Raw genomic sequence first — 18,996 nt, forward strand, 5'->3', positions numbered from 1 at the left:
CGCTGGGCACCCACTGGTACGCATGGACGATGGTCGCCCCGGTGGTACTCGTCATCGGGGTGATCATCGGCTACCCGCTGGTGCGCGGCATCTTCCTCTCGCTCACCGACGCCAACGAGGCCAACGTCGAGCGGAACATCGGCGTCAACCACCTCCCCGCCACCTACAAGTTCACCGGCCTGGACACCTACAAGGCGATCCTGACCGACGGCGTCTTCTGGGACCGCCTCGGCTGGACCGTGACCTGGACCGTCGCCTGCGTCTCGATCACCTTCCTGACCGGCCTGGCCCTGGCGAACATGCTCAACCGCTCGCTGCGCGGCCGCACCGTCTACCGCCTGGCGCTGATCCTGCCGTGGGCCATCCCCGCCTTCATCTCCGTCTTCACCTGGCGGATGCTCTACAACGAGAAGAACGGCCTCCTCAACAAGCTGCTGGCCGGCGGCGGCATCGACGCCGTCCCGTGGCTCAACGACCCCACCTGGGCCAAGCTCTCGGTGATCGCCGTCAACGTCTGGCTGGGCGTGCCCTTCATGCTCGTCGCGCTCCTCGGCGGGCTCCAGTCCATACCCGGCGAGCTCTACGAGGCCGCCGAGATGGACGGCGCCGGCGCCTGGCAGTGCTTCCGCCACATCACCGTCCCCGGACTGCGGGCCGTCAGCAGCACCGTCATCCTGCTCTCCACCATCTGGACCTTCAACATGTTCCCGGTGATCTTCCTGCTGACCCGGGGCGGCCCCGGCGACGCCACCGAGATCCTGGTGACCTACGCCTACCGGCTCTCCTTCATCGACAGCCCCCGCGACTTCTCCGGATCCGCGGCCTGGGGCGTCCTGATCCTCCTCCTGCTCTCGGCCGTCGCGGTCGTCTACCGCAGGGCACTGCGCAAGCAGGGAGAGGTGTGGTGACCATGACCCGCACACCGCCGGCCCGCACCGGCACACCCCGCAAGCGCTCCGAGCGCTCCCGGCTCGCCTCCGCCGGACTTCACCTGACCCTGGCCGTCGCGGCCGTGATCGCGGTGTTCCCGCCCCTGTGGCTGCTGGTGACGTCCTTCAAACCCCGCAACGACGCCTTCTCCACCGGCCTCGTCACGCACTTCACGTTCGCCAACTACACCCATGTGGTGGCCGACACCGAGTTCCTGACCTGGTTCAAGAACTCCGTGCTCGTCGTCGGGGTGACCACCGTCCTCGGGGTCTTCCTCGCCGCCACCACCGGCTACGCCGTCAGCCGCTTCCGCTTCCCCGGAATGCGCCCGCTGATGTGGCTGCTGCTGATCACCCAGATGTTCCCGGTCGCCGTGCTGATCGTGCCGCTCTACAACCTGCTGGCCAGCCTCGGTCTGCTCAACCAGCCCGCGGGCCTGGTCATCACGTACCTCACCATCGCCGTCCCGTTCTGCGCCTGGATGATGAAGGGCTTCTTCGACACCATCCCGGTGGAGATCGACGAGGCGGGCCGGGTCGACGGCCTCAACCCCTTCGGCACCTTCTGGCGGCTCGTCCTGCCGCTGGCCCGTCCGGGCCTGGCCGTCACCGGCTTCTACACCTTCGTCACCGCCTGGGCCGAGGTCGCCTACGCCTCCGCCTTCATGACCGGCGAGGAGAACCTGACACTCGCCGGCGGGCTGCAGACCTTCGTCAACCAGTACACCAACGACTGGGGTTCGATGACCGCCGCCGCCGTGATCATCGCCGTTCCGGCCGCACTCGTCTTCGCCTTCGCCCAGCGCCACCTCGTCGCCGGACTGACCGCCGGCTCAGCAAAGGGATGACATGACTCCACTGCACAACGTCACTCCTGTCACCGACTGGTGGCGCGACGCGGTGATCTACCAGGTCTATCCGCGCAGCTTCGCCGACGGCAACGGCGACGGCATGGGGGACCTGGCGGGCATCCGCAGCCGGCTGCCGTACCTGCGCGACCTGGGCGTGGACGCCGTCTGGCTCAGCCCCTTCTACGCCTCCCCGCAGGCCGACGCCGGCTATGACGTCGCCGACTACCGCGCCATCGACCCGATGTTCGGCACCCTGCCCGACGCCGAGGCCGTCATCCGCGACGCCCACGGCCTGGGTCTGCGCATCATCGTCGACCTCGTCCCCAACCACTGCTCCGACCAGCACGAATGGTTCCGTCGCGCGCTCGCCGAGGGCCCCGGCGCAACGCTCCGCGAGCGCTTCCACTTCCGCAAGGGACGCGGCGAGAACGGCGAGCAGCCGCCCAACGACTGGGAGTCCCTCTTCGGCGGCCCCGCCTGGACCCGGGTGTCCGACGGCGAGTGGTACCTCCACCTCTTCGCCCCCGAGCAGCCCGACTTCAACTGGGACCACCCCGCCGTACGGGACGAGTTCCGCTCCGTCCTGCGCTTCTGGCTGGACCTGGGCGTCGACGGCTTCCGGGTGGACGTGGCGCACGGCCTGGTGAAGGCCCCCGGCCTGCCCGACATGGGCCACGGCGAACAGCTCAGGCTCCTCGGCAACCAGGTCCTGCCGTTCTTCGACCAGGACGGGGTGCACGACATCTACCGCTCCTGGCGCACCGTCCTCGACGAGTACTCACCCAGCCTCCGGCCGGGGGCGCCCCCAGGCGCGCGGATCGCGGTCGCCGAGGCCTGGACCCCCACGGTCGAACGCACCGCGCTCTACCTGCGCCCCGACGAACTCCACCAGGCATTCAACTTCCACTACCTGAACACCGGTTGGGACGCCGCCGCGCTCCGCGAGGCGATCGACACCTCCCTCGACGCCATGCGCCCGGTGTCCGCCCCCACCACCTGGGTGCTGTCCAACCACGATGTCGTACGCCACCGCACCCGCCTCGGCGGCGGCCTGGACCGGGCCCGCGCCGCCACCTTGCTGATGCTGGCGCTGCCCGGCTCCGCCTACCTCTACCAGGGCGAGGAGCTGGGCCTGCCCGAGGTCACCGACCTGCCCGACGAGGTCCGCCAGGACCCCTCCTTCTTCCGCGACGCCGGTCAGGAGGGCCTGCGCGACGGCTGCCGGGTGCCGATCCCGTGGAGCGGCGACGCGGCCCCCTACGGCTTCGGCGCGGGCGGCAGCTGGCTCCCGCAGCCCGCCGACTGGGCGGCTCTCACCGTCGAGGCGCAGACCGGCGACCCGGACTCGACCCTGGAGCTGTACCGCACCGCACTGTCTCTGCGGCGCACCCATCCCGCCCTGGGCGCGGGCGAATCGGTCGAGTGGCTGGACGCCCCCGAGGGCGTCGTGGCCTTCCGCCGCCCCGGCGGCCTGGTCTGCACGGTCAACACGACCGAGGCCCCGGCCCGCCTCTCCGCCCCCGGCCGGATCCTGCTCTCCTCCCGCCAGCTGGAGCTTTCCGACGGCGATGTCGAGCTGCCCGGCGATACCGCCGTCTGGTGGGAGGAGTGACCCTGCCCGACACCCATGCCACCCCCCGGCTCTCCGACATCGCCGCCCAGGCGCAGGTCAGCGAGGCGACCGTGAGCCGGGTCCTCAACGGCCGGGCGGGCGTGGCGGCGAGCACCCGGCAGCGGGTGCTCGCCGCGCTCGACGTGCTCGGCTACGAGCGTCCCGTACGGCTGCGGCGGCGCAGCGCCGGGCTGGTCGGACTGGTCATCCCCGAGCTGACCAACCCGATCTTCCCGGCCTTCGCCCAGATCATCGAGCAGTCGCTGGCCGGCCACGGCTACACGCCGGTGCTGTGCACCCAGATGCCGGGCGGAGCCACCGAGGACGAACTCGTCGAGCAGCTGGAGGAACGGGGTGTCACCGGCATCGTCTTCCTCTCCGGGCTGCACGCCGACAGCCGCGCCGACCCCACCCGCTACGCCCGGCTGGCCTCCCGCGGCGTCCCGTTCGTCCTGATCAACGGCTACCACCCGGGGATCGACGCGCCGTTCGTCTCACCGGACGACGGCGCGGCGGCCGGGATGGCGGTGCGCCATCTGGCCGAGCTGGGACACGAGCGGATCGGGCTCGCCGTCGGCCCGGCCCGCTATGTGCCCTCCCGCCGCAAGGCCGAGGGCTTCGCGGCGGCGCTGGAGGAATCGTTGGGCCTGTCGAGGGGGCAGGCCGAACGGCGCGTCCAGCACACGCTGTTCAGCGTCGAGGGCGGCCATGCGGCGGCCACCGCGCTGCTCGACGACCAGGGCTGCACCGGCATCGTCTGCGGCAGCGACCTGATGGCGCTGGGCGTCGTCCGCGCGGCCCGCCAGCGCGGCCTGGACGTGCCCGGGGCGCTCTCCGTGGTCGGCTTCGACGACTCCCAGCTGATCGCCTTCACCGACCCGCCCCTGACCACGGTGCGCCAGCCCGTCCAAGCCATGGCGACGGCGGCGGTCGGCGCGCTCATCGAGGAAATCCACGAACGCGCCCAGGGCCGCCACACCGCCCCCCGGCACACCGAGTTCGTCTTCCAGCCGGAGCTGGTGGTGCGGGGGTCGACGGGGCCGGTGCGGGGCTGACCCACCGCGACGACGAGCGGGGGGGCAGGCCACGCACTCGCCGCAACGGGAGAGGCGGAACCGCGGTGAGAGAGCCGGCGGCTCAGGCGCGGGCGTCGGGCCGGGACGCCAGTGAGGCGGTCACCACCACCTGCTCCGCGCAGGCGAGTGCGCGGAGCGCATCACCCACGACCTCCACCAGCCACACCGCGACCTCCGGCGACCACTCCGGCGCACGGCATGCGAACCGCATCACGCCCCGCTCACGGCCCTTGTTGTAGCCGTGCGCGCCGTCCACGTCCGCCATGCCGGACAGGTCGAACCGACCGGCGGCGACGTCGACTTCCGCGAGGTCACCGAGTCGCTCCCGGACGGCGTCGCGCACGGCCGTCTCCTTGCCCCACCCCGCGGGGCCGGTGGCGGCGGTGACGCTCACCGGCACCGCCGCGGACGGGTCGGCGAGAGCGAACCACTTCCGCATCGCCTCCAGGTCGTCGGAGGCGTCACCGACGAGCTCGTGCAGCGGGAGGACGGCATGCAGCCCGGTGAACCGGACGCGCCCGAGCCGGTTCACCGCGTCCGACAGGATGCGCGCCACGTGAAGGACCGGGAGCCGCGGCTCCCGGACGTCATGGGGGATGTCCGCCGACATCCAGGCCAGCTCCCGGACCTGCCCGTCCTGCGTCCAGTCCCCACCGGCCAGGCAATCGGCCCAGCGTCCCGGGTCCTGGACGATACGGGGCTCGCCCCATCCCTGGTACTTGTAGGTCCATCCGCCGGTGGAGTACCAGCCGTAGGCCTCCGACCTGCGCATGGCGAGGTCGTACAGTTCGCTTCCGGTGTCCTCGCAGGTGAGGTGCGACGCCCACGGATACCGGTCGAGCACTCCGTGCAAGGCGACAAGCGTCTCGTAGTACACGCCAAGGGCCTTTCCGTACCCGACCGGTGTCCGAGCGCGTCCGGGTGCTAGCTGCCGCAGTATTCGTTTTGCCCCTCAAGGTGTGGGCGGACGCGGCGAGTTGGCCGTTGGCGAGGGGCTCCGGGCATTCCCTTACCGGCCCCGTGCGGGGCCGGTGCGGGCTCCTGTGTGGCGCCGGTCCGACCGGCCGGGCGCGTAGGGCCCGTTGAGACGGGTCTCCGGCCGGCCGGACCGGCTACTGCGGGAACGTAACACCCTTGCAATGTCTTGCGTAAGGTCTTGCATCGCACTTTCGGCGCGGATAGAACCATGACCCATGTCCTCCACCACCCGCCGGTCCCGTCGGCGCCCGGCCGCCGTCCTCGCCCTGGTCCTCGGTGCGACGGCCCTGCTCGTCTCGCCCCCGCCGCAACCGGCCGCGGCCGCCCCGTCCGGTCAGGAACAGGCCCTGGCGCAGTGGATCGACCGCGACACCGTGGTCTGGAAGGGCGCCGAACAAGCCCCCGCCATCCTGGAGTTCGGCACCCACGGCGCGCACCTCCGGCTCGTCCCGGGCACCCTCAGTCCGTCCGAACGCCTCGCCTATCCGCACCTGACGCACTACCCGGCCTTCACCGTCGACCCCCGCGACCGCGGCCTGGCCCGTACCGCCCTCCGGGGCGCACTGCACGCCACCCAGCGCACCGCCGACGGACGGCGCACCACCACCACCGGCGTCCAGATACCCGGCGTCCTCGACGACCTGTACGGCGCCCGCGCCCAACGCGCTGCCCTGGGGCCGGTCTTCGCGCGCGACGGCCGCCCCACCCTCGCCGTCTGGGCGCCCACCGCCCGCACCGTCGCCCTCGAACTCGGCGGCCGTACGGTCCCGATGCGCCGGGACGACACCAGCGGCGTGTGGCGCGTCCGCGGGGCGCGCGACTGGGCCGGAAAGCCGTACCGCTACCGCGTCACCGTCTGGGCCCCCTCCGCCGGCAAGACCGTCACCAACGAGGTCACCGACCCCTACTCCACCGCGCTGACCGCGGACTCGGCGCGCAGCCTGATCGTCGACCTCGCCGACCCGAAGCTCGCCCCGCCCGGCTGGTCAGGGCTGACGAAGCCCGCCGCGGTCCCGCCGCGCCGCGCCCGCATCCAGGAACTGCAGATCCGCGACTTCTCCGTAGGGGACCGCACCTCCCGCCACCCCGGCCGGTACCTGGCGTTCACCGACCGGCGCTCCGAGGGCATGCGCCACCTGCGCTCCCTCGCCCGCGCCGGGACGTCCTACGTCCATCTGCTGCCGGCCTTCGACTTCGCCACCATTCCTGAGCGCCGCGCCGACCAGGCCCGTCCCGGCTGCGACCTCGCCTCCTACGCCCCCGACTCCGACCGCCAGCAGGACTGCGTCACCAAGACGGCCGGCCGCGACGCCTACAACTGGGGCTATGACCCGCTGCACTACACGGTGCCGGAGGGCTCCTACGCCTCCGACCCGGACGGCGCCGCCCGGACCGTCGAATTCCGGCGCATGGTGCAGGGCCTCAACGGCGCCGGGCTGCGCACCGTCATGGACGTGGTCTACAACCACACCGCCGCGAGCGGCCAGGACCCGCACTCCGTACTGGACCGCATCGTCCCCGGCTACTACCAGCGACTGCTGGACGACGGCAGCGTGGCCTCCTCCACCTGCTGTGCGGGGACCGCGACCGAACACACCATGATGGGCAAGCTCGTCGTCGACTCCGTCGTCACCTGGGCCAAGGAGTACAAGGTCGACGGCTTCCGCTTCGACCTCATGGGGCACCAGCCCAAGGCCGGCATCCTCGCCGTCCGCAAGGCGCTGGACGCGCTGACCCCGGCCAAGGACGGGGTGGACGGCGCATCGGTCCTCCTCTACGGCGAGGGCTGGAACTTCGGCGAGGCCGCGAACGACGCCCGCTTCGTCCAGGCCACCCAGAGGAACATGGCGGGGACCGGGATCGCGACGTTCTCGGACCGCGCCCGTGACGCCGTACGCGGCGGCAGCCCCTTCGACGCCGACCCCCGCGTCCAGGGCTTCGCCTCCGGCCTGTACACCGATCCCAACTCCTCACCCGCCAACGGAAGTCCGGCCGAACAGCGCACCCGGCTGCTCCACTACCAGGACCTCCTCAAGGTCGGCCTCACCGGCAACCTCGCCGACTACACCTTCACCGACAGCACCGGCCACCGGGTGAAGGGCTCCGGCGTCGACTACAACGGCGCCCCGGCCGGTTACGCCGCCGCCCCCGGTGACGCCCTCGCCTACGTGGACGCCCACGACAACGAGACCCTCTACGACGCGCTCGCCTACAAGCTCCCGCCGCGCACCGGCCCCGCCGACCGCTCCCGCATGCAGGTGCTCGCGCTGGCCACCGCCGCCCTCTCCCAGGGGCCCGCGCTCTCCCAGGCAGGCTCCGACCTGCTGCGCTCCAAATCCCTGGACCGCAACTCCTTCGACAGCGGCGACTGGTTCAACGCCCTGCACTGGAACTGCGCCGACGGCAACGGCTTCGGCCGCGGACTGCCCCCGGCCGCCGACAACAAGGACAAGTGGCCCTACGCCCGGCCCCTGCTGGCCGACCCCGCACTGCGCCCCGGCTGCGCCGCGATCCGCCACGCCTCCGCCGCCTACCGCGACCTCCTCCGCATCCACGCCACCGAACCGGCCTTCGGCCTGCCCACCACCGCCGCGGTACAAAAGTCGCTCTCCTTCCCCCTGTCGGGAAAGGACGAGACCCCGGGCGTCCTCACCATGCGCCTCGGCAACCTCGTCATCATCTTCAACGCCACGCCCCACCAGCAGCACCAGACCGTCCAGGGCCTCGCGGGCGAGCCCTACGCCCTGCACCCCCTCCAGGCCCACGGCACCGACCACACCACCGCCACCGCCTCCTACGCACGCCCCTCGGGCACCTTCACCGTCCCGGCCCGCACGGTGGCGGTCTTCCGGCGGGGCTGAGCGGGGGCGGAGCTCCGAACGCTGGTGCGGGAAGCCCCCCCCGCCGGACGGCATTCCGGCGGGGCTCAGCCCCGCAGTCGCTTCTCCAGCAGCGTGACCGCGTACGTGCTGCCGTCCGTCCCCCGCTTGAAGGGCTGCTCGCCGACGACGGTGTAGCCGGCAGCCTCGTAGTACGTGCGCAGCCGCGGGTTGGAGGAGACGCAGTCCAGGCGGGACCAGGGCCGGCCGGTCCCGGATATCCGCCGTTCGGCATGGGCCAGCATCGCCCGGCCCGTGCCGGCCGGGGCCCGGTCGCGGTCCACCATCAGCCGGTGCACATAGCCCGCCTCGGGCGGCCGCACACCCCAGGCGGGCTCGTCCTGCCACCACAGTTCGAAGGCGCCCACCAGGTGTCCGGCGGACTCGGCCAGCCAGACCTCGCCGTCCGACCGCCGCCGGCGGAAGTGGTCCTCGTCCTTCTCGCCGGGCTTCCACTGGGCGATGCCGTTGGCCTGCATCCAGCGGGCCGCGGCGTCGTACAGGGCGACCAGGGCGGGCGGATCGGCGCCGTCGTCGGCGAGCCGGAAGGTGCACTCCATGCCGGGATTGTTCCGCACCCGCACCGGACGGTCCCGGCCAGGGCACCCCACACCCGTGCCGCCGGCCCCTCGCTCAGACCGGCTCGGGCAGGTCCATCAGCCGTCCCACCAGATCCGCGAAGATCCCGTTCTCCGGTTCGTCGGCGAGTATCCGGCGGACCACCTGCGCCATCCGCGCGTCGTACGCCGCGCTCACCGCCGCCAGCGCCGCGAAGTCGTGCACCAGCTGGCGCTCCAGCTCCGTGCGCGGCACCCGGCGGCCGTCCAGCCACAGCAGTGCGGTGGTTTCGGCCAGCGAGATCCAGGAGCGGACCACCATCTCCAGGCGCGGGAACGGCCGGGGGACGTCGAGGTGGGCGACGATCTGCTCGAAGGCGGCCTGCCGGACACCGTCGACCATCGCGCCCGTACGGCCCGAACCGATCGCCGGGCCGCCGCGCATCAGCGCCGAGAAGCCCCGGCCGTGCTCCTCGACGAAGTCGAAGAAGCGCTCCATGACCCGCAACAGCCGTGCGCCGAGCGGGCCTTCGTGCGGCTCCATGAAGCGCGCCGTGAGCTCGTCGGCGGCCCACCGCAGCGCCGCCTCGTACAACTGCTGTTTGCCCGGGAAGTAGTGGTAGACCAGCGGGCGGGAGATCCCGGCGGCCTCGGCGACCTCGTCGATCGACACGTCCTCGGGCGAACGGTGACTGAAGAGGTCGAGAGCGACGGCGATCAACTGCTCGCGCCGCTCCTCGACACCCATCCTGCGGCGCGCCACGGTCGTCATACCGACCACCCTAACGATCCAGGCCGCGACACGGAATCGCCTCCGGAATCACAGATCGGGCACGGACCTGGGCTTTTGGCGTCGTACCGGCCGGAAGTGGGGGGTGCCTCGGCCGGTACGCGCCGCCCACCGACGCTCAGTGCAGGGCCTCGAGCCTTCCGCCCGTCGCCAGCCGGCCGGTCAGCTCCGCGCGGTCGCCCGCCTTGGCGGGGGCCGCCAGGAAGCGGCCCGCGGCCTGGGCGTGCACCCCGCCCCGGGCGGTGATCGAGGTGACCTGTCCGCTGCCGGCGGCCAGCAGCCACCAGGTGCCGGCGGGGGACTTCCACAGGACGCCGGCCAGCGCCCGTGGCGCCCGCGGCCCGCAGGCCGTTCCGCCCTCGGCGCGCGCGGTGACCGAGCCCGTCGCATAGGGCGCGCCGTTCGGTGCCGGGGTCTGGATCTGCGCCATCGTGCGGCTGCCCGCGCCGCGCCAGGTCTCGGCGCGGGTGCACAGCCAGGCCGCGAAGCCGGAGCCCGCGGGCAGCGGCTGGCGGGCGAACTCCCAGGCGTTCACCGTGCGTACGCCCTGCCCGCGCAGCGTGGCCAGCTGGCAGGCCGTACGCGCCCAGGCGGTCCGGGCCGGCCGGGTGGTCACCTCGCCCGGCTTGCGCGGCCTGCCGTACGTCAGACGCGCCGGGGCCAGCTCACCGAGATCGGTCAGCAGCCGGCCGCCGGTCCGCAGCGCCGGCCAGGTCGTGCACTTCTCCGCCGGCTGCGGGGTGGGCACCGGGGTGGTGACACCGCCCGCCCCGATCGCCACCGGCTGGCCCGGCGCATCCGGCTGTACGAGGTCGACCAGCCGCGCCGACGTCACCCAGGGCGCGGTCAGATAGCGCACATTGCCCTGCGTACGGCTGACCACCAGCGCGCTCGCCGCGTCGCCGGCCGCGCCGTCCACCCGGGCGAAGTCCAGCGCGGCACCGGTGCCGTCGCTCTGGCCCCCGCCGTCCGCGGCCTCCGCGTAGCGCACCACCCGCAGTCCGTCGTGCAGCAGCACCACCACGGCGTGGTCGACCACGCCCGCGAACAGCAGCTGGGCCGGTCCGGCGGCCGGGCCCGCCGCGGTCCCCGGCGTCGCCGACACCTGCACCCCGGCGCCCGGCCTGGCCCATACGGCCAGCGCCCGCCGCAGCAGCGCCTTGTCGTGGATCCGGTCGCCGCGGGCGGGCCAGGCGGCGAAGTCCTGCCGCGCGGCCTGCTTCCAGGCGGTCGCGGAGGACACCGTCAGCTTCCCGGGGTCCAGGGCCGCCTCGGCCGCGGCGTTTTGCGCATACGGCGGGGCGGCGGCGCCGTCCGGGCCCCAGCCGTCGCCCGGCATGCCCAGCAGCGCCCCGCACACCAGCACCGCCGCGCTCGCCGCCAGCACCGCCCGGCCGTGCTGCCGCCGCCGGATCAGATCCGTCGGCCGGGCCTGCAGCGCACAGGGGTCGAACTCCGGTGACTCCAGCAGCGAGCGGTCCCGGCTGCCGGCCGGCGTCGCGGCCCGGTCCGCCTCGTCCAGGGCCTCGCGGGCGCGGGCCACCCCGGCGGCCTCCAGTACCCGGCGCGCCTCGGGCGTGCTCAGCCGCTCCAGATCACGCAGCACGAACGCCGCCCGGGCCGGGCCGGACAGCGCCGACAGTGCCTGGTCCAGCGCGAGTTCATCCGCGCCGCCGGACCGCGGGAACAGCCGCAGGCCCCACACCTGGGGGAACAGCGGCGGCCGGCGGAGGGCGCGGCGGCCGGACAGGGCGGCCCGCAGGACCCGCAGCCGTACGAAGGCGTAGCCGGGGTCGATCGCCGCGTCCGTGCCGGCGCGCTGGGCGGGCAGCCCGAGGCCGCGGGTGGAGCTGCGCTGACGCGGCAGGGCCCGCTGCACCACACCGTGCGCGGCCAGCACCCGGCGGCTGCGGCTCCGGCCGGGCGGCAGCACGAGATAGGCCAGCCGGACCAGCCGGGGGTAGTGCTCCACCAGCGCCGCCTCGGCCTGCTCGACGTCGATGACGTCGCCGAGCTCCTCGCCGCCGGCGGGGGAGGGGCGGTCCACGCGCCGGGGTGTCGCCTGCTGCTGTTTCTGCTGCTGCTTCACGTTCGGTGAAACGAGTGAATCCTGTGATGGTCACCGGCCCCCGTGCGGGCCCCGGCGGGTCGCCGCACACGGCCGCGGCCACCGCGGTGTGCCCCGCGATGGCCGCCCGACCGCTGTCCGGAACCCGGCGTCAGTGCTTCAGATCGAACTCGCCGTCGCGCGCGCCGAGGACGAACGCCCGCCACTCCGCCTCGGTGTAGCGGAGCACCACACCGGGGTCCGTGGAGTTGCGCATGGCCACCGCGCCGCGCTCCAGGAAGGCGATCTCCACCGCCTCCTCCGCGTCGCCCGGGGCGCGCTGCCAGGTGGCGTCGGAGATGTCCAGGGCGTAGAGCCACTCTTTCTCCGCTGCGGCACTCATACCGTCATCCCCTCGTTCGTGGTGCGTTGGGGTCAGCGTACGCGGTGCCCGGAGGTGCTTCCAGTGACCGTCCAGCGACGGAAGGTGGCCGTTCCGCGGTCCCCGGTACCGGAGTTGGCGGCCGACTGGTGCAGTCCGGTGTCCTGCCGGGCGGCGGCTCCGGGGACCGTGACGGTGGCGATCTCGCGCCAGGTGGCGCCGCCGTCGGTGGAGCAGGCGCCGGTGTACGTGGCGGAGCGCCCCGCGTCCGGGCCGCGGGTCAGCCGCAGCAGGGCGGGCGCGGTGATGCCGGTGAGCCGCCGGTAGGTGTCCAGGGCGCCGTCGCCGCCGGAGTCGTAGGACAGCACGACGCCGTTGGCGGGCGTCACGGACAGGTTGAGGAAGCCGAGGGCGTCCGGGGAGCCGGGGGCGGGGGTGGCGAGCCGGTTGCGGACGACGAGGCCGGCGCGGGCCCAGGGGCCGGTCGTCTCCTGCGCGGTCACCTCGACCGTCACCGTGCCGCCCGCGGTGAGCGCGCCCGGCCGGTAGACCGCGCCGAACTCGGCGGTGGCCTTCCACAGGTCCGCGCCCGCGCCGTTGACCGCCAACCGGTCGCCGAGCTGGCCGAAGACCGCCGCGTTGGTGGTGACCGTGCGCAGCTCGCGGTCCAGCAGCCCGGCCACGAACAGGGTGCCGTGGTGGGCGGCCCTCACCCGTGGTTCGCCCTTCGGCCCGTAGTCGGCGGTCAGGGCGTACGGCAAGGCCGCCAGCGGGTCGGTGAGCGGGCCGGCGGGAGCGGTGACCCGCCAGCGGGCCCGGCCGGTGCCGCCGGGCGGGAGCGACGACAGCGACACCGGCCCCTGCGCGCCGGCCTCGACGCCGGTCAGCGCGAAGTCCACCCGGCCGGTCGCCCGCAGCCCGTTGACGTTGCGCAACGCCGCGGTGACGGTGGCCCGGCCGCCCGGCGGCAGCGCGGACGGGCTCGCGGTGACGGTGACGGTGCCCTGGTAAGGGGCTCGGGCGAGGGTGTCGTGGACCCGCTGCGCGGTGCGGTACGCCTCGGTCGTGGGGTGCAGCGGGTGGCTGGTGCGCTCATGGGTCCAGGGCTCTTCCCTGGCGTACCAGTCGAAGGGCTTCGGCGGCCGGTCCGCGGCCAGCGCGTCGGCGAGTTCGCCCAAGTAGGACTGCCACTGCGGGAGATGGACCTCGCCGATGAGGCCGTGCCAGTCGCGGTTGGCGTAGTTGGCGAGCGCGCCGCCGTCGGCGGTGGCCCGGTCCGCCCAGGTGGTGAGCAAGGCCCGGGCGCTGTGTTCCAGGCGCGCGGCCTCCTCGGGGCCGGACGCCATGGCCCGGGCGTCCGCCAGCCACGGCCCCAGCAGGAACTGCCGGTGGGCGCCGGTGACGTCCTCGCTGAGCCGCATCAGCCGCAGCCACAGCCCGGACAGCGCACGGAACGTGGCCCGGTCCTTGCGCCGGTAGGCGTCCTGGAGCTGCCCGATCAGCTGCCAGGACCGGTTGGCCAGCACCTGGCGGGCGGCGTCGGTCAGATCGTGGCGGTAGGCGTCGGAGCCGCGCAGCGCGGGGCGGACGGTCAGCAGCGCGGCGAACGCGGTGTCGAAGGCCGCCGGGTCGAAGGCGGGGGTGTGGGTGGCGTAGACGGTGCCGGAGCGGGCGGCCAGGTCGGGGCGGGCGGCGAAGACAGAGTCGTGCGGGCGGCCGTCCTTGCTGGAGATCTCGTAGGCGCTGGTGCCCAGCGCGGCGAAGGCGGCGCGGGCCCCCTCGTCGCGGGCGCCGTAGCGCAGGTCGGCGTAGCCGTCGAACCATGCGGCGCGGTCCACCGGGCGCTCGCGCCAGGCGAGTTCGCTGAACAGCTCGAAGGCGGCCGGGTCGCGCTCGGCGGCCTCCGGCATGTACGCGGTCCCGGCGAGCCTGCTGCCCGGCTTGTCGCGCCAGGCCGGAAAGCGCTCGGCCCAGACATGCGTCTTGGCGCCGATGGTCGTGCGGCCGCCGAAGTTGGGGATGCTGCCGAAGGCGTACGGCACCCCGCCCCAGTCCCGCTCCCGGTCGGTGACCGTCTCCAGGTCGCTGAGGCCGTCCACGATCAGCATCCGGTCGTGGTCGACGGCGTCCAGCAGATCGCGCCGCGGATTGTTCTGCCAGCCCAGGATCACCCAGGTCGCGCCGGGGCGGGCGGTGCGCAGCGCCTTCTCGACGGCGCGCGCGGCGTCCGGCACCGGGACGTCGCCGGGGTCGCCGCCCTCGTGCAGCAGATCCATCTTGAAGTGGTCGGCGGGGCCGAGGAGTTGCTCCTGATGACGGTAGAAGGCGGCGGCGGCCCCGGCGAAGACCTCGGTGCGCGGATCGAGCCAGTCGGGGCGGGCCAGACCCGACCAGGTGCCCTGCGGCACGGTGCGGGCGCCGGGGTTGCGGGCGGCGAAACCGCCGGGGACGGTGCCGAAGTAGCCGGGCAGGACGGGGCGCATGCCCAGTTCGCGCAGCCGGCCGGTGATCCGGCGGCCCAACTCGGCCCGTTTGGCGATCAGTTCGGCGCTGGTCGGGCCGCCGTAGCCACTCATGTTCTGCAGCAGCCACCACGGCTGGTGCGAGGGCGCCGGGATCCAGGCGCGGGCCTCGGCGTCGGAGTAGCCGAAGCCGGTCAGCAGCCGGTGGTAGACGGCCTCGGCACCCGGGGTGACCAGCACCTCGTTCACCCCGTGCAGCGCCAGCACGTCGATCATCCGCTCCCAGCGCGGCCAGTCGGCGTACGGGGCGGTGTAGCCGTCGTGGGTGTCGTTGAGGGCGAAGCGGTGCGGCAGCGTGGTGGCGCGCTCGACGGGGGAGGCCGGGGCGGGCAGCCGGCCGGGCAGCTCCACCTGGTCGCCGGCCCAGGTCAGATGGGCCCGGCAGGTGTATTTGAGGTACCAGTGGACGCCGGTCAGCAGCACCGCGGACGTGGTCCCGGCGACCGTGATCCGGCCCGTCCGGCCCTCGACGCGGAAGCGGTCGCCGGTGCCGTCCGGGGCGAGCGCGACCAGCTGGAACTGGTCGGCGTGCCCGGGCAGCAGCCGGGTCAGCGCGGCCCGGGCCGGCGCGGTGTCGTACGCCGGTGCCCGCTCCTGGCGGCGGCCGGCCCTCCCGGGGGCGGGTGCGGCCCCGCCGAGCGCCACCCCTGCACCGATCGCTCCGGCGGTCCCCAGCACTGCGCGTCGTGACGGTCGGCTCACGTGTGCCCCCACTGCTCGGTGGTTACAACAGTCGCGTGTGTGGGGGGCACGCTAACGGGCCGTCAGCCACGCTCCAAGTACGCCCCGGCCCGTCCCGGCCGCCCCCGGGGGCCGTGGCATCACGGCCGGCCCGGTACGGAGAGCACGGCGCGCCCGGTCTCCACGGCAGGCCGGGGTGCCGGTCCCGGGAGCGGCACCCGGGACCGGCCCCGGGCGGCGGCGACCAGTGTTCGGCGGACCCTCATCCCTTCGCTCCCTGGGCTTCACGCGCCCGGCCGGCGGGCCCGGGAACAGTCTTCCGAGTAGAGAAGGGCCAGGTCACCGGGGTGCGCCCGCACGTGGCGCCGCTCCGGGCACCGCATGGTGGCCGGCCCGCCGTCGCACCGCCCGTCGACTCGCACCGCCTCCCCACTCCCCATGGAGGGCTCCCATGAGCGTGACATCGACCGCGTCCGCCGTCCCCGTCCCCACTCCCGTCCCCGGCCCCACGCCCGTCACTCCCGTGCCCGCCACCCCGGCCCCGGCGGCCGCCCCCGCCGCCCCCGGCTACACCGCGGAGATCGCCGACAGCCTCGCGCAGATCCGTGCCGCCCAGCGGCTGCGCCACCGGGTCTTCGCCGGAGAGATGGGCGCCACCCTGCACTCGCCGCTGGCCGGCCATGACATCGACGCCGTCGACGCACTCGCCGATCACCTCGTCGTCACCCACCACGCCACCGGCGAGGTGGTCGGCACCTACCGGCTGCTGCCGCCCGGCCGCAGCACGCGGCTGTACTCCGACGGCGAGTTCGACCTCGGCGCCCTGGCCGGGCTGCGCCCCTCCCTCATCGAGGCCGGCCGCTCCTGTGTGCACCCCGACCACCGCAACGGCGCCGTGATGACCCAGATGTGGGCCGCGCTCGCCCGCTACACCCTGCTCTCCGGGCACCGCTACCTCGCCGGCTGCGCCTCCGTCCCGCTCGCCGACGGCGGCACCGCCGCCACCCACGCCTGGGAACTGGGCCGCACCCGCCACGCCGCCCCGTCCGGGCTCCAGGTCACCCCGCACCACCCCTGGCACGCCGCCACCCCGCTCCCCGGCCGGCCCAGCCTCGCCCAGCTGCCGCCGCTGCTCCGCGGCTATCTGCGCATCGGCGCCGTCATCTGCGGCGCACCCGCCCACGACCCCGAGTTCGACGTCGCCGACTTCTTCGTCGTGCTGGACATGGAACGGCTGGACGACCGCTACCGGCGCTACTTCCTCGGCGAGGAGCGGTGAACGGCCCCTGGGACGTCTCCTCCGACTGCACCCCGGACTGCGCCGCGCACGCCGCCCCGCGCGTCCCGGCGTCCGTCCGCGCCCGCCGCGGCGCCGTGTTCGCCCACACCGTGCGGCGGGCGCTGACCGACGGCGCGCACCTGGCCGACCCGGTACGGCTGCGGGGGCATGCCGCGGCACTCCTCGACGCCCTCGGCATCCGCCTGGAGGGCGCCGCCGCGCTCAGCGCCGGGGACGGCCCCGGCACCCTCGTCGTCGCCAACCACATCTCCTGGCTCGACATCCTCGCCCTGCTCGCCGTCGAACCGGTCACCCTGCTCGCCAAGCGCGAGGTCGGCGGCTGGCCGGTGGTCGGCGGCCTGGCCCGCAGGGCCGGTACGCACTTCATCGACCGCACGAACCCCCGGCGGCTGCCCGACACCGTGCGCCAGGTGGCCGAACTGCTCGGCTCCGGACGGTCGGTGGCGGTCTTCCCGCAGGCCACCACCTGGTGCACCGCCGAACAGGGCGCCTTCCGCCGGGCCACCTTCCAGGCCGCCCTCGACGCGGGGGCGCCGGTCCGCCCGGTGACCCTCGGCTACACCCAGCAGGGCCGGCCCAGCACGGCGGCCGCGTTCTGCGGCGAGGACACCTTCGCCGCCTCGCTGCGCCGGGTGCTCGCCGCCCGTGATCTGACCGTCCGCGTCACGGCGCATCCGGCGCTGACCGCGGTGGGCACGGACCTGGACCGGCGGGAGCTGGCGGCCCTGGCGGCGCGGGCGGTCCGCGGCGGCCCGCCGGCGCCGGCGGTGGTGACGGCCCGGCGGGTGCCCGCCCCGGCCGCATCCGCCCCGGCCCATGTTTGACCAGCTCGACCGGCTCGACCAGCTCACCGAGCCGCTCCAGGGCATGCTGGGCTCGCCCTGGCTGTGGCTGATCATCCTGCTGGTGTCCGGCCTGGACGCCCTGCTGCCGTTCATGCCGAGCGAGACCACCGTCGTCCTGGTCGCCGTGCTCATCGGCCCCGATCTGCCGTTGCTCGCGCTGCTGGCGGGCGTCGCGGCGGCCGGGGCGCTGGCCGGTGACTGCCTGGGCTATGCGGTGGGGCGCCGCGCGGGCCCGCGCGCGCTCGCCCGGCTGCTGCGCGGCGCACGCGGCCGGACCCGGCACGCCAGGGCCCGCGCCATGGTCGAACGGCACGCCGCCCTGCTGGTCATCGCCGGCCGCTTCGTGCCCGGCGGCCGGGTGGTCGCCACGCTGTCCACCGGCAGCGTGGGCTTTCCGCTGCGCCGCTTCGTCCTGCTGGACGCGGTCGGCGCGGGCCTCTGGGCGCTGTGCAGCGCGGCGCTCGGCGGCTTCGGCGGGACGGCGCTCACCGATTCCCCGGCCGCGGGGATGCTGCTGGCCTCCGGCGCCGGCCTGCTGGTGGCGGGCTGTGTGGGAGGGCTGCACCGGCGGGGCATAGCGGCGGAACGCCCACCGGGCACGCGGAAACGGCACGGCCGCCGCAGGGGAGCGGCACCCGGCCGGGCGGGGGAGCGGATCCCCGCCCGGCCGCACCCCCGGCGGGAGGAGCCGGAGGGCGTGTGAGGCCGAACCTCAGATGCCCGGCACGTATTTGTAGCCCACCCGCCGCACCGTCACGATCGACGACCGGTGCGCGGCACCCAACTTGCGCCGCAGCCGGGCGACATGGACATCGACGGTGCGGCCGTCGCCGACATGGCCGTAGCCCCACACCGTGGTCACCAGCTGGTCGCGGGTGTGCACCCGGTGCGGATGCGCCACCAGATGGGCCAGCAGCTCGAATTCGAGGTAGGTCAGATCCAGCGGGCGGCCGTGGACCTGTGCGGTGCGCCGCTCGGGGTCGATCCGCACGATCTCGTCGCCCGTCGGCGCCGTCGGCCCGGGGGCGGCGGCCGGCCGCGGGGCGGCGGCCTGTTCGGCCGGTACGAGCACCAGATAGCCGACCATCGGCGGCTGTCCGGGCAGCGCGGGCAGGCTGTGCTGGGGCGCCGGGAGCCACGTGGCGCCGGAGTCCAGCAGGTCGGCCACCGAGGGGACGCCGTGGTGCGAGGCGCCTGCGGCGGAAGCGGCGGCGGGTGACGGGAGGGCCTCGTCGGGGGTCACGGCGCGCAGCCGGTGGCGGTGGGCGTGCGGGGCGGGCACGGCAGTCGTCGCGGAAGGGGCGGTCAGGGTACGGATGTTCGTCATCACGGTCAGCTTTCGCGCGAAGGGGCGTCGGGGGACGTCATGCGCGCGGGCAGGGCGTGCGGCGCCGGTCAGCGGCGTCGGCGAGAGAGGTGCGGGCCCGCGCTCAGTGCGCGCGGCAACACAGACGGTCGAAGGCGTGCGCCTGCCGGGACGGCCAGAACGGCTCGAGGTCGCTGCGACCCGTCGCGGTGTCATTGAGGCTGGCCATGGCCCCATTGAA

At 74.3% G+C, this 18,996-nt stretch carries 15 protein-coding genes; 8 read left to right on the top strand and 7 right to left on the bottom strand.

All coding sequences use genetic code 11. The annotated features are described in order from the left end of the window. Window positions 1–29: 29 nt before the first annotated feature. Genes OIU81_RS26570 through OIU81_RS26585 form a run of 4 tightly spaced genes read left to right on the top strand, consistent with a single transcriptional unit; the run spans window position 30 to window position 4,447 of the window. Window positions 30–908, top strand: a complete 879-nt coding sequence (locus OIU81_RS26570) for a carbohydrate ABC transporter permease (protein WP_329155371.1) — start codon at window positions 30–32, stop codon at window positions 906–908. A 2-nt stretch (window positions 909–910) separates the two neighbouring features. Continuing rightward, window positions 911–1,777 (top strand): sugar ABC transporter permease, encoded by an 867-nt coding sequence (locus OIU81_RS26575; RefSeq protein ID WP_329151711.1) that lies wholly within the window; start codon window positions 911–913, stop codon window positions 1,775–1,777. Between the two features lies 1 nt (window position 1,778). Further along, window positions 1,779–3,392 (top strand): glycoside hydrolase family 13 protein, encoded by a 1,614-nt coding sequence (locus OIU81_RS26580; RefSeq protein ID WP_329151713.1) that lies wholly within the window; start codon window positions 1,779–1,781, stop codon window positions 3,390–3,392. Next, a complete protein-coding gene (locus OIU81_RS26585) occupies window positions 3,389–4,447 on the top strand; it encodes a LacI family DNA-binding transcriptional regulator (RefSeq protein ID WP_329151715.1) in 1,059 nt (352 codons plus the stop codon). Before OIU81_RS26580 ends, OIU81_RS26585 begins: the two co-directional genes overlap by 4 nt. 82 nt (window positions 4,448–4,529) lie before the next feature. Here the strand turns inward: OIU81_RS26585 and OIU81_RS26590 are convergent, their stop codons facing one another. Beyond that, window positions 4,530–5,345 (bottom strand): hypothetical protein, encoded by an 816-nt coding sequence (locus OIU81_RS26590; RefSeq protein ID WP_329151716.1) that lies wholly within the window; start codon window positions 5,343–5,345, stop codon window positions 4,530–4,532. A gap of 316 nt (window positions 5,346–5,661) precedes the next feature. On the opposite strand from OIU81_RS26590, the gene pulA reads away from it, so the two are divergent. Then, the gene (pulA, locus tag OIU81_RS26595; protein WP_329151718.1) at window positions 5,662–8,307 is read left to right on the top strand and encodes a pullulanase-type alpha-1,6-glucosidase; all 2,646 of its coding nucleotides are present in this window, start codon (window positions 5,662–5,664) and stop codon (window positions 8,305–8,307) included. A 65-nt stretch (window positions 8,308–8,372) separates the two neighbouring features. Here pulA and OIU81_RS26600 read toward each other — a convergent pair whose 3' ends face one another. The 5 genes from OIU81_RS26600 to OIU81_RS26620 all read right to left on the bottom strand — a co-directional run bounded on the left by OIU81_RS26600 (window position 8,373) and on the right by OIU81_RS26620 (window position 15,325). Continuing rightward, entirely contained in the window at window positions 8,373–8,885 is a 513-nt protein-coding gene (locus tag OIU81_RS26600) for a GNAT family N-acetyltransferase (protein ID WP_329151719.1), read from the bottom strand. A 73-nt stretch (window positions 8,886–8,958) separates the two neighbouring features. Next, window positions 8,959–9,654: a TetR/AcrR family transcriptional regulator gene (locus tag OIU81_RS26605; protein ID WP_329151722.1), complete on the bottom strand. Its 696-nt coding sequence runs from the start codon at window positions 9,652–9,654 to the stop codon at window positions 8,959–8,961. A gap of 136 nt (window positions 9,655–9,790) precedes the next feature. Continuing rightward, window positions 9,791–11,761 (bottom strand): hypothetical protein, encoded by a 1,971-nt coding sequence (locus OIU81_RS26610; RefSeq protein ID WP_329151724.1) that lies wholly within the window; start codon window positions 11,759–11,761, stop codon window positions 9,791–9,793. A gap of 130 nt (window positions 11,762–11,891) precedes the next feature. Further along, window positions 11,892–12,122 carry a DUF397 domain-containing protein gene (locus OIU81_RS26615; RefSeq protein WP_329151726.1) on the bottom strand — a complete coding sequence of 77 codons (231 nt, stop codon included), beginning with the start codon at window positions 12,120–12,122 and terminating at the stop codon, window positions 11,892–11,894. A 32-nt stretch (window positions 12,123–12,154) separates the two neighbouring features. Beyond that, window positions 12,155–15,325 carry an alpha-N-acetylglucosaminidase gene (locus OIU81_RS26620; RefSeq protein WP_329151728.1) on the bottom strand — a complete coding sequence of 1,057 codons (3,171 nt, stop codon included), beginning with the start codon at window positions 15,323–15,325 and terminating at the stop codon, window positions 12,155–12,157. A 430-nt stretch (window positions 15,326–15,755) separates the two neighbouring features. Between OIU81_RS26620 and OIU81_RS26625 the strand changes: the two genes are divergently transcribed. Genes OIU81_RS26625 through OIU81_RS26635 form a run of 3 tightly spaced genes read left to right on the top strand, consistent with a single transcriptional unit; the run spans window position 15,756 to window position 18,152 of the window. Beyond that, a complete protein-coding gene (locus OIU81_RS26625; protein ID WP_329151729.1) occupies window positions 15,756–16,583 on the top strand; it encodes a GNAT family N-acetyltransferase in 828 nt (275 codons plus the stop codon). Beyond that, window positions 16,580–17,428, top strand: coding sequence for a lysophospholipid acyltransferase family protein (locus OIU81_RS26630; RefSeq protein WP_329151730.1), 849 nt, complete (start codon window positions 16,580–16,582; stop codon window positions 17,426–17,428). Before OIU81_RS26625 ends, OIU81_RS26630 begins: the two co-directional genes overlap by 4 nt. After that, a complete protein-coding gene (locus OIU81_RS26635) occupies window positions 17,421–18,152 on the top strand; it encodes a DedA family protein (RefSeq protein ID WP_329151731.1) in 732 nt (243 codons plus the stop codon). Before OIU81_RS26630 ends, OIU81_RS26635 begins: the two co-directional genes overlap by 8 nt. A 9-nt stretch (window positions 18,153–18,161) precedes the next feature. Here the strand turns inward: OIU81_RS26635 and OIU81_RS26640 are convergent, their stop codons facing one another. After that, on the bottom strand, window positions 18,162–18,776 hold the full coding sequence (locus OIU81_RS26640) for a winged helix-turn-helix domain-containing protein (RefSeq protein WP_329151733.1): 615 nt from the start codon (window positions 18,774–18,776) through the stop codon (window positions 18,162–18,164). Between the last annotated feature and the right edge of the window lie 220 nt (window positions 18,777–18,996).

The organism is Streptomyces sp. NBC_01454 (assembly GCF_036227565.1).
Classification (GTDB): Bacteria; Actinomycetota; Actinomycetes; order Streptomycetales; family Streptomycetaceae; genus Streptomyces.

What these genes read in the sequence shown, in the direction of transcription:
- OIU81_RS26570 (WP_329155371.1), top strand. Translation starts at nt 30, where the DNA reads ATGGTCGCCCCGGTGGTACTCGTCATCGGGGTGATCATCGGCTACCCG.
- OIU81_RS26575 (WP_329151711.1), top strand. Translation starts at nt 911, where the DNA reads ATGACCCGCACACCGCCGGCCCGCACCGGCACACCCCGCAAGCGCTCC.
- OIU81_RS26580 (WP_329151713.1), top strand. Translation starts at nt 1,779, where the DNA reads ATGACTCCACTGCACAACGTCACTCCTGTCACCGACTGGTGGCGCGAC.
- pulA (WP_329151718.1), top strand. Translation starts at nt 5,662, where the DNA reads ATGTCCTCCACCACCCGCCGGTCCCGTCGGCGCCCGGCCGCCGTCCTC.
- OIU81_RS26600 (WP_329151719.1), bottom strand. Translation starts at nt 8,885, where the DNA reads ATGGAGTGCACCTTCCGGCTCGCCGACGACGGCGCCGATCCGCCCGCC.
- OIU81_RS26605 (WP_329151722.1), bottom strand. Translation starts at nt 9,654, where the DNA reads ATGACGACCGTGGCGCGCCGCAGGATGGGTGTCGAGGAGCGGCGCGAG.
- OIU81_RS26615 (WP_329151726.1), bottom strand. Translation starts at nt 12,122, where the DNA reads ATGAGTGCCGCAGCGGAGAAAGAGTGGCTCTACGCCCTGGACATCTCC.
- OIU81_RS26625 (WP_329151729.1), top strand. Translation starts at nt 15,756, where the DNA reads ATGAGCGTGACATCGACCGCGTCCGCCGTCCCCGTCCCCACTCCCGTC.
- OIU81_RS26635 (WP_329151731.1), top strand. Translation starts at nt 17,421, where the DNA reads ATGTTTGACCAGCTCGACCGGCTCGACCAGCTCACCGAGCCGCTCCAG.
- OIU81_RS26640 (WP_329151733.1), bottom strand. Translation starts at nt 18,776, where the DNA reads ATGACGAACATCCGTACCCTGACCGCCCCTTCCGCGACGACTGCCGTG.